Source organism: Chloroflexota bacterium, from assembly GCA_009840355.1.
Taxonomy (GTDB): domain Bacteria; phylum Chloroflexota; class Dehalococcoidia; order Lucifugimonadales; family JADFKI01; genus Bin90.
The window spans coordinates 1-12869 of record VXNZ01000021.1; the positions used below are offsets into that span (position 1 = coordinate 1).

Below are 12869 nucleotides of genomic sequence, written 5' to 3' on the forward strand. Positions count from 1 at the left end.
CACCCCCACCCTAACCCTCCCCCGTCAAGGGGGAGGGGATTTGTGAAATCGTCTTATATCTTGTCCATCGATGTGAAATAAGGCGATGTGAATAATGTACGATCTGCATTCACATATTCTGCACGACACCGACGACGGCCCGACCTGCATCGAAGACGCCATTGAGATAGCGCGCATCGCCGCCGCGAACGGCACGCGCGTTATGCTCGCCACGCCGCATCGCAAGGATGTAACCGAGCTGTCGTCCGTGCCGCGCCTCTACGAACTCGCCGCCGAACTGCAAGATTGCTTCGACGACGAGGGCATACCGCTGTCGCTGTATGTGGGCATGGAAAATCACATGGATGAATCGCTGCCCGACGACTATGCCGACGGCAAGGCGATCACCATGAACGGCACGCGCTACATCCTGGTGGAAATGCCGTTCTCCGGCACAATCGAAGAGCACGGCTACGCGGACGGGACGCTGCGAGACTTGCAAGCGCAAGGGCTGACTCCGGTGCTCGCGCATCCGGAGCGCATCGAGTTGTTCATCCGCAAGCCCGCATTGCTGGAACGCTACATCGACGAGGGTATGCTCAGCCAGCTGACGCGGGGCAGCCTGCTGGGGCACTATGGCGAAGAGATACGCCTGTTCTCGCTGGAACTGTTGCGCAACGGTGGCGCACATGCTCGCATCCGACACGCACTCCCCACGCCCGCCGCGCACGCCAGAACTAGGTGAAGCACTGCAAATTATCGCCGCGATAGTGGGCGCAGGCAAGGCGCAAGCAATGGTCAACGAAGTCCCACGCGCCGTCCTCTACGACCAGCCGCTCGACATCGCATCCCATCAACTTGGTAAGGTCGAGGCATTAGCGGGATAGGCGGCCCGTTAATCTACTCGTCGAGCCAGCCGATTATCTTCGTTGGCGTAATCGTCAGCAGGCAAAACTCCATCTCTTGCAGCGCCTGCCGAATGTAAATCTCGCCTTCTTCTTCGCCCTTATAGTGGATCGCCATCGCGCGTACCTCGTCAGGGATGCCGTCGTTCGAGATTTTCGCCGTGCCGTTGACGATGACATAGCCATACGGCGCGTCCTGCTTGGACACCGCCATGGACACGCGCGCGTCGTTGCGAATGTTGCGCACCTTGACCGCCGTCGTCTGCGTGAACACCTTCACCACATCGCCATCCCACCGAAACCAGACCGGCGCCACATGCGGCGAGCCGTCCGGGTTCACAGTCGCAAGGTCCGCAATCATCGGCAGCTTTAAGTATTCGTGAATCTGTTCCTGTGTCATATCGTATCCTGTCCTATATTGTCCATCTTGTTGTATTAAAAGAAGCGCCGGCAAAGTTCCGCCCAGATTATTTCGCTGACTCGCTCCTGCGGCTGCGTGGCGTCAATTATGCAGAACCTGTCCGGCTCGCGCGCCGCCAATTCGCGGTAGCCCTGCCGCACGCGCTCGTGGAACTCCAGTGGTTCTTCCTCGAAGCGCGCGCCTTCCTGCGCTCTCGCCGCGCTCTCGTGCAGCACGCTGTCGTCCAAACGGAAGCCTAATTGCAGATTGCCGATGCGCGTCAGCCCGCTGACCGGCGGCAGGTCGAGCAGGAATGTCAGGTCGGGCATAATGCCCTGCGTGGCGAGCGCGTTCACCGCTTCGACCTGCGCCAACGGTATGCCACGCCCGTAGCCTTGATACGCCGTCGTGGAATCGACATACCTGTCCGCTATGATTATCATGTCGGGGATTGGCGTGTCGGGCTGTGCATCGGGCTGTTCGCCGCGCGGCATGTCCGGCTGCTCGGACGACAGCAGGGGTTGCAGCACCTTGAGCACAAGCTCCGCGCGCGCCGCTGAGAACAGCAGCAGTTCGGCGTGGTCGGACATATCTCCATCGCCGGGCAAGCCGCGCTTGAGTATGTCGCGCACTTGCCAGCCAAGCTCGGTGGTGCCCGGTTCGTGCACGAACTCCACGCCGATGCCGAGCGCAGTAAGCCTGTCGGTCAGGACTGATGCCTGCGTCGATTTGCCGCTGCCCTCGCCGCCCTCGAACGATATGAACACCGCCATGCCGCCTACCGCCTGTACATCACCACATGGCGGTTAGGCTCGCGCCCTTCGCTGGACGAATAGACGCCGCGTTCGTTCGCGACCTTGTGCTGCAAATGGCGAACGAACGCCGCCTGCGGACTGAGCGTTACATGCTTGGTTTCGCCTTCTTCCAGCATCGACACGGCGCGCTCCGCCTCGTCGATGGCGTCGGAGTGTTCCATCTTGTGCTGCGCGTCCTGAGACTGCTTGCGCACTAGCGCCTGCACGAACTGCTGAATTTGCGCGAGAGTGTTCTTCCGCAGCACATACACGGGCTTGCCGCGCTGTTCTGCGAGCTGCAGCGCCTGCGTGCTGCGCCGGTAGTAGTTCTTCGTGGTGAGCAGCATATCCGCCTTGCCCAAGTCCGCGACAAGCTCGACGGGCGCGTTGAGGCTGCGAACGGCTTGCATCAGCTTGCCCTTGTTGATGCCATACGGCAATATGCTGACCGACTCGAGCGGCACTGCGTCCGGCTGTTCGTCCTGCGTTTGTATGCTCCAACCGCGTCGTGGCGTATCGCGGCGCGCGCTGCCGTTTTGGCTGCCACCATTGAACAACGCCGGCACTTTCGCCTCGGCGTGCGCGCGCTGCAGCCTGCCGAGTTCGTCAATCGTGCGCATCTGCGGCGCGATCGGCTGTCCGCGCAGCATCCTGTCCACGACATCGGACACATCTTCATGCACTACGACTTCGTTCCAGCCCTGTATTTCCACGAGAATGTCGAATGTGGGTGGCGCGCGCCGTTCGCGGACGGTCTTCTGCGTGCCGCGCCGCCGCGCCTCGATGTCGCCCAGCGTAACCGCTTCCACGCCGCCGACGAGATCGGACAGCGTCGGGTTCATGATGAGGTTGTCGAGCGTATTGCCGTGCGCTGTGGCGACAAGCTGCACGCCGCGCTCTGCGATGGTGCGCGCCGCGTCCGCATCGTCGCCCGTGCCGATTTCATCGATGACGATGACTTCAGGCATGTGGTTTTCCACTGCTTCAATCATCACGGCGTGCTGAAGCGCGGGCAGGCGCACTTGCATTCGCCGCGCTCTGCCGATGCCTGGATGGGGTATGTCGCCGTCGCCCGCGATTTCGTTAGAAGTGTCCACAATGATGACGCGCTTGAGGGCGTCGTCCGCAAGCACGCGGGCAATCTCGCGCAGCATGGTCGTTTTGCCCACGCCTGGCTTGCCGAGCAGAAGAACGCTCTTGCCGCTCAGCACCAGGTCTTCGATGATGCGAATCGTGCCGTACACCGCCCTGCCCACGCGCAGAGTCAGTCCGACGACGCGGCCCGAACGGTTGCGAATGGCGGAAATGCGGTGCAGCGTGCGCTCTATGCCCGCGCGATTGTCCTCGCCGAAAGTGCTGACTCTATCGATTACAAAATCGATGTCCGATTGCGCAATCTCTTGGCTGGAAAGCACGAGGCTCTCGCTGAGAAAGCGCGCCTCCGGTTCCCTGCCGAGGTCGAGCACTACCTCCAGCAGTTCGTTCACATCTTCGCGCTCCAGCAGCAATTCTCGGATGTGCGGCGGAAGCGTATCGATCAGCGATTCAAGGTCCGCGTCCAACTGTGTTCTTAACAACTGAGTCAAGGAACCTCCTCAGTATCCGTCATCAACCTGCCAGCCGAATACATACACTTTATCATAGCATTGCAAATCGGCGTAAAGTAGAACCCTGCACAGCTAAGGCTGAGTATAATTGCCAAGATATGTGTCAAGATATGCCCCATCTCCATATCGGAGAGGGGTAGGAAGAGAGTAACGACCGATTTATTCCCAGAGCTATGACTAAGGCGTTAACGAACGCGCTAAATATGCTAGGATCGCTGCTCGACCATGCGGGCGAATAGCTCGTGAATGCGTGAATCGTCAGTCAGTTCGGGATGGAATGAGGTCGCGAGCATACCGCCCTGGCGCACCGCTATGGGACGCCCGTCATCGAGAGCCGCCAGCACTTTAACCGACTCGCCCACGCTGTTCACCACCGGCGCGCGTATGAAAACGCAGTGGAAGGGCGCACCTTCGATTTCCTCGAACTCGATGTCCGCCTCGAAGCTATCCACCTGGCGGCCAAAGGCATTGCGGCTAACTTCTATATCCATTAGGCGCAGCGGATCGGGACGCCTGTCCGTCAGCCTATCGGCGACGACAATCATGCCGGCGCAGGTGCCCCAGATTGCCATGCCCTCCCGCGACCTCTGCCGCAGCGAGTCGCGAAAGCCGTACATGTCAATTAACTGCACAATTGTCGTGCTCTCACCGCCGGGAATAATCAACCCGTCAATCTCGTCAAGTTGGTCAGGCAGCCGGATTTCGGGCGCGTCGATACCCAGGCGGCGCAGCGCCTGTCTATGCTCCAGAAAGTCGCCTTGAACTGCTAATACGCCTATCCTGGGCGCGCCGCTCGACAAGTTACCAGCCTCGTACCGCAAGCTGCTCCTCTTCGGGCATACTCCGCACGTCCAGTCCCGGCATCGCCGCTCCCAAGCCCTTCGATATGTCAGCGAGGATTCCAGCATCGTTGTAGTGCGTGGTGGCTCTCACGATGGCTTCCGCCATAATCTCCGGATACTCGGACTTGAATATGCCGGAACCCACGAACACGCCGTCAACGCCGAGCTGCATCATTAGGGCGGCGTCCGCGGGTGTTGCGATGCCACCGGCTGCAAAGTTGACCACGGGCATGTCGCCGGTATCGTGTATCTGCCGCACCAGTTCGTATGGAGCGCGAAGGTCTCTCGCCGTCGCCATGAGTTCATCGTCCGTCATATTCTGGATTCGCCGCATCTCGCCGATGACCTTGCGCGCATGGCGAACCGCCTCGACGATGTTTCCGGTGCCCGCTTCTCCTTTGGTGCGAATCATCGCAGCGCCCTCGCCGATCCGTCGCAGCGCCTCGCCAAGATCGCGGCAGCCGCAAACAAACGGCACTTTGAAGTCGTGCTTATTGATGTGGTTGTTCTCGTCTGCGGGCGTCAACACTTCGGACTCGTCTATGTAGTCCACGCCCATCGCTTCAAGGATCTGAGCCTCCACGAAATGCCCTATGCGTGCCTTCGCCATCACCGGAATCGTAACCGCGTCTATTATCTCCGCTATCATCGCGGGATCGGACATGCGCGCCACGCCACCGGCTTTGCGAATGTCCGAGGGAACGCGTTCCAGTGCCATTACCGCAACTGCCCCGGCGTCCTCCGCAATCTTCGCGTGCTCCGGCGTAACGACATCCATTATCACGCCGCCCTTCAACATCTGCGCCAGCCCTGATTTCACTAAGAATGTACCAGTCTCGGCGACCATATCAACTGCCATCGTACCCTCCCCTTATATTTTGGATTTAGTCAAGTATAGCCGACCGATACAGGCTTCTCAATGAGATAATCCCGCCCGAAAGGGACTCGTGGTTATATCAGACGCAGCTGCGTGTTCTTTACGGGTGCCAAAAGTCCCTTTGGCAATGAAGGGGGAAGGTTAGAACCTGCACCTGCATAGGCAATGCAAGTCAGGTTGTCGTATGCTGGCGCTCTGTTGTAAATTGTTAGGACTGCTTAATTCACAAGGCGGTTAACGGAATGACGCATATAGCAATGTGCAATACGAAGTGCAGGGACAAGGCGCTCGCCAGCGGTACGCCGCAGCGCCGCAGCACATTCGTCGAAGTGGAACCGCTGCTGTCGCGCCCATCATCCAACGGCACAGGCTACTACCTCCGCTTGAAATGCCAGGGATGCGGAGAACTCCAATGGATTCTCTTCGCGGGGAGATGACGATAGATTCTTCCGCCCTGTCATCCTGCGTATCCCGTCAACCCCCGCCACCTTCTAGCGGCAGCACGCTGTTCGCCTTGATTATCAGATATATCTCCGTGCCATCGCGCAGTTCCAGCGCGCGCAGCGAATTCGGCGTAATTTCCACCACAACAGGCACAACATCACTCACGCCAATGTCCGCATATAGCAGCACGCGAGAATCGACTATGTGAATCTGCAACACCGTTGCGCGGATGGCGTTGCGCGCGCTGGTCTGCGGCGGTATCTGCCGCGATACGATGATGTCGCCGGCGCGGATGGACACCGTGAGCGCATCGCCTTCGCCGCGCCGCACGCCTGCCGCAATCACGCGCGCATCACCGATTTCCAGTTCCGCGATGTCCTCGTCGTCATGGCGTTGTGCCACCTTCGTCTCAAGCAGGTTTTCCAGCGTGTCGAACTGCGCGAATGCGGACACTTCCGGCATCACTAGCGTCTCAGTCGCGCTGCCGTATGCGACTGCCCTGCCGTCTCGCAGCGCCAGCGCGTTGTCGGCGAGCGCCATCACTTCTGATATGGAGTGCGAGACATAGACCATCGGCGTGCCAAGTTCGCGGCGGATGCGCTTTAGATAGCCGAGTATCACACCGCGTAGCCCGCCGTCGAGCGAGGCAAGCGGCTCGTCCAATAGCAGCAGACGCGGCGATGTGGCGAGCGCCCGTGCCAGCGCAACCCGCTGACGTTCGCCGCCGGACAAATTGCCCACGCCGCGATCCATCAGCCGTTCCAACTGCAGCAATTCGACCAGATGCGACGGCTCTATGCGCCTGTTCGCTCGCGCGGTCAGCTTGTAGCCGTAGTGAATGTTGTCCGCGACGCTCATGTGCGGGAACAGCGCCGAATCCTGAAACACATACCCGAACCGCCGCTTTTCCGGAGGCGCATAAACGCCTTCGCCGGACGAGTACAGCACATCGCCATCAAATGCGATATGCCCGTCGTCGGGACGCACCAGCCCTGCGATCGAGTTCAGCAGTGTGGACTTGCCGCTGCCCGACGGCCCAAATATCGCCGTAATGCCATCGCCAAACCGAGCTTCGCATTGCAACGAAAAGCCGGCAAAACTCTTGCTTATCTTTAAGTCCAGCAGCGAATCAGACATAAGCCACCATTAAATTATCGCTGTCCATTCCGCCTATCCTGTCCATCGATGTCAATTCCGGTTCTTCGCCGCCCTGTCCAACAGCCAGTTGTGTGCCAGCAGCGTAACGACCGCCAGTCCGACCGACACCGCAATCAGCCGCATCGTCATCGCGTCGTCGCCGAGCAGCACTTCGGAGTATATGGCGAGCGGCAGCGTCTGCGTCTTGCCGGGGATGTTGCCCGCGACGATGATTGTTGCGCCGAACTCGCTGATGGCGCGCACGAATCCGAGCAGCACGCCCGCTAATATGCCGCGATACGCGAGCGGCACGGTGATTGTGAAGAAGACGCGAATCGCGCTCGCACCAAGACTGCGTGCCGCCATCTCAAGGTGTTCGTCCACGCCGCCCATCGCGACCATCACGGCGCGCGCCATCAGCGGAAACGACACGACCGCGGCGGCGAGCGCGGCGGCGAACCATGTGAATACCAACTCCACGCCAAGCGCGTCTTGCAGCAGTCCGCCTATCGGTCCGCGATTGCCCAGCAGCAGCAGCAGCGCGTAGCCCACGACGACCGGCGGCACGGCGAGCGGCAACGACACCAGCGCGTCGAACACCAGCCGGCCGGGTATGCGGCGCTTCACGATTAGCCAACTCACGCCCAGCGCAAGCGGCAGATTGATCGCCGTCCCCACCACCGCAATCTGCACTGTCAGCCCCAGAATACCTAGCAGTTCCAATCGGCTATCCCGTCAATCCTGTACATCCATGTTTGTTCAGGTTCTCTACTCGAGTGGCGTGAACCCGTGCAAGCGGAATATCTCACGCGCGGAATCGCTCTGCAGGAACTCCAGCAGAGCCTTGCCGCCATCGGCGTTGTCCGCGCCTTCGATTACTGCCGCCGGATATACCACATCGGGATACGCATCAAGCGGCACGATGTCTTGAATTGTGACGGTATTGGATGTGGCGGCGTCGGTCTGGTACAGGAATCCGCCGTCAGCGTTGCCGCTCTCGACATATTCCAGCGTGGCGCGCACATCGTTGGCGAATACGATGCTAGGCAGTAAACGCTCCCATAGCCCCAGATTTTGCAGCGCGGTTCTGGTGTAATTGCCGGCAGGCGCAATCTCAGGGTCGGGCATTGCGATGCGATTCAAACCGCTGTCCGCAAGCGCGTCGATGCTGCCGAAATTCGGCGCGTCCGTGCCGGTGATGAGCACGATTTTGTTCGACAGCAGGCGCACCACGCCATCTTGCGCGACTTGCCCGCCATCTTGCAGCAAGTCCATCGGCGGCTGACCGGCGGCGAAGTACAGGTCCGGATTCGCGCCGCGTACTATCTGCTGTGCCAGGGCGCGCGATGGCCCAAAGCTGATTTCGATATTCGTGCCGCTTGTCGCCTCGTACTCGGCGGCGACTTCGGTCATCGCGTCCGTTAGGCTTGTGGCGGCGAATACGAGCAGCGTATCGTCGTCCGCGCCGCCGGCGCAGGACGCGAGCATCAGCGCAAGCGGCAACACGGCGAGCGGCAAAATGACACGGGAAGAGAAAAGGCTTAACATGAAAGGGCAGTACAGAGTGGCAGAGTCAACAGGATGGATATAAGGATATTTTATCATGCAGCAGCGCGGCAGCGGCGGAAAACACGACCCGGAACAACTCGCGCGCATAGTCATCGAGACCACGCAAGCGATTGAGCGCAATCCGCAGGACGCGCAGGCGTGGTTCCGGCGTGGCAACGCGCGCTCGAATCAGGGCAGGTACGAGGATGCGAAGGCAGACCTGACGCAGGCTATCGCGCTAGAACCGTCTAACGGCATGGCGTGGAACAATCGCGGCATTGCGCATCTGTGCACGGGCGACGCCGCGAGCGCCGTATCGGACATCAGCACGGCGATAGACCTGGACGCCAACTACCGCGACGCATACCACAATCGCGGCTTGGCGTACTCCGAACTAGGCAGGCTCGACGAATCCATCGCCGACCTGACCCGCGCCCTGGATATCGACCCTGACTTCTGGAGCGCGTACCGCCACCGGAGCATCCTGCACGCTATGAACGGTGACCACGACGCCAGCTACCGCGACTACCTAGCCGCCAGGGACAAGGGCTGGTGAGTTAGTTCATCAGTTTTTCAGTTTTTCAGTCTGTCAGTATCTCGGCTAATGGTATCAGCATAGATATATGAGCAGACTGAGGCGGCGTTTCCTTTTCGGTGGTTTGAATAACAACCCGTTCGTCCTGAGCTTGTCGAAGGGCGTGTCGGCAAACTCGCGTGGTTCGACAGGCTCACCACGAACGGAAATAAATGTCCTTGCTCACCTAAATGGGAGCGATACCGTGCTGTGAAGTCTGACCGACTGACAGACTGACGAACTGACAGACTTCACAGCACGCGCAGTCGCGGTATGGACAGCTCGCCGCAGATGTCGTCGAACCATTCGATGACTTCCTTGTGCAGCGGGATACCGTTCTCACGCCTGTCCTGAATCTCTTCGTACTCGGACAGCCCCGGGTAAATCACCCTGTCGTGTCCGGGCGCGGGGGGAGTCTCTTTCAGCAGGCGGAGCATGCGATCCATACGCTCTTTGAAGTCGTCCACATCGGTGAACGCGGCTATGTTGAAGGCGGCGAAAGAGTGCTTCGAGCCGCCGTCCGGATCGACCATGCTCGGCAGCGCGCCGGACAGCATCGTGCCAAGAACTTCCGCCATCAGCGCAAGCCCGTAGCCCTTGTGCGAGCCCATCTCGCGCGTGCCGCCCATCGGAAGGTGCCAGTATTCGCCGCGTCCGCGCACATCGGTCTCTTCGAGAATGGGCGCGCCGTCGGGTTCGGTTATCCAGCCGGGCAGCAGGGATGCGCCCACCCTGCGCGCCAAGCCGAGCTTGTTGCCCGCGACATTCGAGGTCGCAGCGTCAAATAGGAACGGCGGCTCGGTGGCTGCCGGCGCCGCGAGCGCTATCGGGTTCGTCCCCAGCCGTCCGACAGAGCCGAATGTCGGCACGACTTGCGCTCCGCCCGCGGTGGTCACGAAGCCGACCATATCCTGCTCGGCGGCGAGCATCGCGTGATGGCCGATGCCGCCGGAATGACCGGCGTTGAACATCGTAACCACACCCACGCCCACATCGCGCGCCTTGTCTATCGCCATCTGCATCGCCTTGGGTCCCAGAATGACCGCAAGCCCTTGGTCGGCGTCCATCACCGCGGTGGCAGGCGCTTCGCTGATGATGCGCCAATTCGGCTGCGGGTTAAGGCCGCCTTGGTTGTACTGCTGCACATACGCGCGGAGCATGTTGGACACGCCGTGCGTCTCCACGCCGCGCAGGTCGGTCATTGTGAGCGTGTTCGCGCCGACAGCGGCATCTTCCTCGCTCACGCCCATCTTCTCGAAGACCGCCGCGACCGTCTCGCGCAGAGAGTCTTCCGGCACGCGCACTTGGTCTTCATACGGCACCTTGAATCGTTCCAGCATTCTTATCATCCTTTCAACAAGCCTATCGGAGCAGAGTCCGGCTAGGCTGCACAAAGTGTCGATTCGCCCGCCAAAGTATAACACGGCGGAGGTGAACGAGAAATCTCGGATTGCGAGACAATATAGGCAGGATGGGGGGACAGCCAGCTTACATCGTCTGAATTATAAGCCCGATCGCAGCCGTCGCAAGCCCAAGATACACAAGGAAGCCCAACACATCCGTCAGCGTTGTTACGGCAACCGCCGATGATAGCGCGGGGTCTATCTTCAATGCGCGGAAGCCTAGCGGAACTATGACGCTATTTATGCCTGCTACTACTAGGTTTGCGAGCATCGCGATTTCTACGACTAGCGCAAGGTATTCGCTACCCTTTCAGATGAACGCAACTACGCCCACTACCAGCCCGAGCGCCAAGCCGTGCACTAATCCGAGGCCGTTTTCTTTGAGCAGCAGTTGGGTCGTGTTCGACGGCGATACTTCGCCTAGCGTGATAGAGCGGATTATCAGCGTCAGTGTTTGCGTGCCGGCGATGCCGCCCTGCCTGCTATCACAAGCAGGAACGCGGCGAGCGCCACGACCTGCCCTATCGTGCTCTGGAACATCGTGATGACAAAGCCCGCGAGCACCGCAGTCGCCAAGTTCACCACCAGCCACGGCAGACGATTGCGCACCGAGCGCCAGAACGGACTGAGCGCGCGTTCTTCTTCCGCCGCGCCTATCATACGGAACATATCCTCGGTGGCTTGGTCTTCCAGCACTTAGATCATGTCGTCCATCCACACAACGCCGACAAGCCTGCCGTCATCATCCACCACGGGCAAATTGAATATGTCGTAGCGCTCCATCAGACGCGCCGCGTGATCCTGCTCGATCTCCACACCCGGCCGAGATGATGTCTTCTCAAAAATCAGCGATATATGCTGGCTGCGCGTCGGAATCACTGTTGTTCGATGCAATAGCCATAGAATTATCTTAACGGGGCGGACAGGACAAACCGGATATGTTCTATCCTACGCGTCCTGTCCTTCCTGCTAGAATTACGCCTGTCGTCAGTCGGCGGGCATTTCCAGCGCGACTTCTTCAGGCGAATAGGCGTCAAAGGCGAACGACGAGTTGTCGCGCTCCCACATCCAGCGGCGCAGTTCGTATATCCTGTCCGGCTGCGACAGGTAGTCTTCGATGCCCAGTGCCTTGGCTGTGGCGATGGCTATCTGCTCGGTGATGTCGTCGGAAAGCAGGGAATGGTCGGTGCACACAAGATCCGGTATCTTCTGTGGATCCAAGTCTATTGTAATCTTAATTGACTGCACTCAATAATCCTCCACCAGATTTACACAAGACGATTCCACAAATCTCCAACGCTACCATCAATCACCAAATCCACCAAATCTCTTCGCAGGAATGCGATACAACTCATCCTTGTCCCGGTATCTGTATCCCATATATCCTCGACGCTTGTTGCGGTGCCCGTCCAACATTAGTGAGAACTGCTCCTGTATGCTGGCATCAGTTTCATCTTTCCAGCGCGCCTTCACATCGACATCTCGCAGCTTCTCCGGAAGAGCAATCCCGCCCGACAGCACAAGCTTGAGCGCCTCCTCCACGCTTATGTCCGTGTCGTACACTTCCGTCTTGCTCATCAATGCGAACATGCCCGAAGTCGGATTCGGCACAGTCGGTATGTATATCGCAATCCTTTCGTCCTCATCGCCCCGCAACTCGCACTGCCCGGTAACAAAGCCAAGCGCGAACACATTCGGCTTTGGCCATTCCACCAGCACCACGCGGCTGAACTCATCATAGGACGACAAATACCCCGTTACCTGCTCCGTCAATCCATATATGCTCTTTACCACAGGTATGCGGCTGAAGACCGCATGCTGCGCCGCCATCGTCATTCTTCCCACGCGCGGCGACACCACTAAGCCGGTGAAATAGAAGATTATGAACAGTAACAACAGGCTGAGACCCGGAGGTATGAAGGGCAGCAAGTCCAGCACCGGCGCTAGCTGGTTCAGCAGTGGAGCCAACAGGTCGTCTGTGTAACTCACCAAAAGGCGCAGCACGAGGTAGGTAACGAGTATCGGAACGAACAACATGAAGCCCGCTTTAACTCGTCCCCAGACGTGGTTCTCTACACATCCCGACCTTTTGCCGGGGTGCCGATCCGCGCTGCCCTTCATATCGGCTCCTTTCGTAAACATTACGCTAACTAGATTACGAAAACGCCATTGCACACTTAAAGCCTTTTTTGGATACCTTTTGACAATATGATTAGAAACTGCACAATCTGCAGATGCTAAATCAAGCACCCCATCCCAACCTGATTATCTTGCCCATTGAAGTAGGAAATCGCGCCAAGTAATACGAGACGATTTCACAGATGCAGTTTATGCCTGTCATTTCGAGCGAAGCGAGAAA

18 protein-coding genes are annotated in these 12869 nt (G+C 59.0%); 4 read left to right on the plus strand and 14 right to left on the minus strand.

The window, feature by feature from the left end:
* Window positions 1-94 precede the first annotated feature (94 nt).
* Together F4X57_05280 and F4X57_05285 are read left to right on the plus strand one after the other, a co-directional pair.
* Window positions 95-724, plus strand: coding sequence for a hypothetical protein (locus F4X57_05280; protein ID MYC06567.1), 630 nt, complete (start codon window positions 95-97; stop codon window positions 722-724).
* Window positions 669-866 carry a hypothetical protein gene (locus F4X57_05285; protein ID MYC06568.1) on the plus strand — a complete coding sequence of 66 codons (198 nt, stop codon included), beginning with the start codon at window positions 669-671 and terminating at the stop codon, window positions 864-866. The genes F4X57_05280 and F4X57_05285 overlap by 56 nt, the downstream gene beginning before the upstream one ends.
* Window positions 867-879: 13 nt before the next feature.
* On the opposite strand, the gene F4X57_05290 is transcribed toward F4X57_05285, so the two are convergent.
* From F4X57_05290 to pdxS, 5 genes are all read right to left on the minus strand, one after another.
* Window positions 880-1284 carry a PPOX class F420-dependent oxidoreductase gene (locus F4X57_05290; GenBank protein MYC06569.1) on the minus strand — a complete coding sequence of 135 codons (405 nt, stop codon included), beginning with the start codon at window positions 1282-1284 and terminating at the stop codon, window positions 880-882.
* 35 nt (window positions 1285-1319) lie between these two features.
* Window positions 1320-2057 carry a thymidylate kinase gene (locus F4X57_05295; protein ID MYC06570.1) on the minus strand — a complete coding sequence of 246 codons (738 nt, stop codon included), beginning with the start codon at window positions 2055-2057 and terminating at the stop codon, window positions 1320-1322.
* A 5-nt stretch (window positions 2058-2062) separates the two neighbouring features.
* Window positions 2063-3655, minus strand: a complete 1593-nt coding sequence (locus F4X57_05300; protein ID MYC06571.1) for an AAA family ATPase — start codon at window positions 3653-3655, stop codon at window positions 2063-2065.
* A gap of 236 nt (window positions 3656-3891) precedes the next feature.
* On the minus strand, window positions 3892-4593 hold the full coding sequence (gene pdxT, locus F4X57_05305; GenBank protein ID MYC06572.1) for a pyridoxal 5'-phosphate synthase glutaminase subunit PdxT: 702 nt from the start codon (window positions 4591-4593) through the stop codon (window positions 3892-3894).
* Complete coding sequence (gene pdxS, locus F4X57_05310) at window positions 4487-5386, minus strand: pyridoxal 5'-phosphate synthase lyase subunit PdxS (protein MYC06573.1); 900 nt, start codon at window positions 5384-5386, stop codon at window positions 4487-4489. The genes pdxT and pdxS overlap by 107 nt, the downstream gene beginning before the upstream one ends.
* 260 nt (window positions 5387-5646) lie before the next feature.
* Here pdxS and F4X57_05315 point away from each other — a divergent pair, with 260 nt between their 5' ends.
* Window positions 5647-5841 (plus strand): hypothetical protein, encoded by a 195-nt coding sequence (locus tag F4X57_05315; GenBank protein ID MYC06574.1) that lies wholly within the window; start codon window positions 5647-5649, stop codon window positions 5839-5841.
* A gap of 37 nt (window positions 5842-5878) precedes the next feature.
* On the opposite strand, the gene modC is transcribed toward F4X57_05315, so the two are convergent.
* Genes modC through modA form a run of 3 tightly spaced genes read right to left on the minus strand, consistent with a single transcriptional unit; the run spans window position 5879 to window position 8647 of the window.
* The gene (gene modC / locus F4X57_05320; GenBank protein MYC06575.1) at window positions 5879-6985 is read right to left on the minus strand and encodes a molybdenum ABC transporter ATP-binding protein; all 1107 of its coding nucleotides are present in this window, start codon (window positions 6983-6985) and stop codon (window positions 5879-5881) included.
* A gap of 51 nt (window positions 6986-7036) precedes the next feature.
* Window positions 7037-7708 carry a molybdate ABC transporter permease subunit gene (modB, locus tag F4X57_05325; protein ID MYC06576.1) on the minus strand — a complete coding sequence of 224 codons (672 nt, stop codon included), beginning with the start codon at window positions 7706-7708 and terminating at the stop codon, window positions 7037-7039.
* A gap of 45 nt (window positions 7709-7753) precedes the next feature.
* The gene (gene modA, locus F4X57_05330; protein ID MYC06577.1) at window positions 7754-8647 is read right to left on the minus strand and encodes a molybdate ABC transporter substrate-binding protein; all 894 of its coding nucleotides are present in this window, start codon (window positions 8645-8647) and stop codon (window positions 7754-7756) included.
* On the opposite strand from modA, the gene F4X57_05335 reads away from it, so the two are divergent.
* On the plus strand, window positions 8589-9089 hold the full coding sequence (locus F4X57_05335; protein MYC06578.1) for a tetratricopeptide repeat protein: 501 nt from the start codon (window positions 8589-8591) through the stop codon (window positions 9087-9089). The genes modA and F4X57_05335 overlap by 59 nt on opposite strands.
* Before the next feature lie 269 nt (window positions 9090-9358).
* Here the strand turns inward: F4X57_05335 and F4X57_05340 are convergent, their stop codons facing one another.
* From F4X57_05340 to F4X57_05365, 6 genes are all read right to left on the minus strand, one after another.
* Complete coding sequence (locus F4X57_05340) at window positions 9359-10456, minus strand: Ldh family oxidoreductase (GenBank protein MYC06579.1); 1098 nt, start codon at window positions 10454-10456, stop codon at window positions 9359-9361.
* 139 nt (window positions 10457-10595) lie between these two features.
* The gene (locus F4X57_05345; GenBank protein MYC06580.1) at window positions 10596-10781 is read right to left on the minus strand and encodes a hypothetical protein; all 186 of its coding nucleotides are present in this window, start codon (window positions 10779-10781) and stop codon (window positions 10596-10598) included.
* Window positions 10782-10957: 176 nt separating this feature from the next.
* Window positions 10958-11206, minus strand: coding sequence for a magnesium transporter (locus tag F4X57_05350; GenBank protein ID MYC06581.1), 249 nt, complete (start codon window positions 11204-11206; stop codon window positions 10958-10960).
* A complete protein-coding gene (locus F4X57_05355; GenBank protein MYC06582.1) occupies window positions 11207-11389 on the minus strand; it encodes a CBS domain-containing protein in 183 nt (60 codons plus the stop codon).
* Between the two features lie 108 nt (window positions 11390-11497).
* Window positions 11498-11758, minus strand: coding sequence for a hypothetical protein (locus tag F4X57_05360; GenBank protein MYC06583.1), 261 nt, complete (start codon window positions 11756-11758; stop codon window positions 11498-11500).
* A 57-nt stretch (window positions 11759-11815) separates the two neighbouring features.
* Window positions 11816-12652, minus strand: coding sequence for a DUF502 domain-containing protein (locus tag F4X57_05365; GenBank protein MYC06584.1), 837 nt, complete (start codon window positions 12650-12652; stop codon window positions 11816-11818).
* Window positions 12653-12869: the final 217 nt, after the last annotated feature.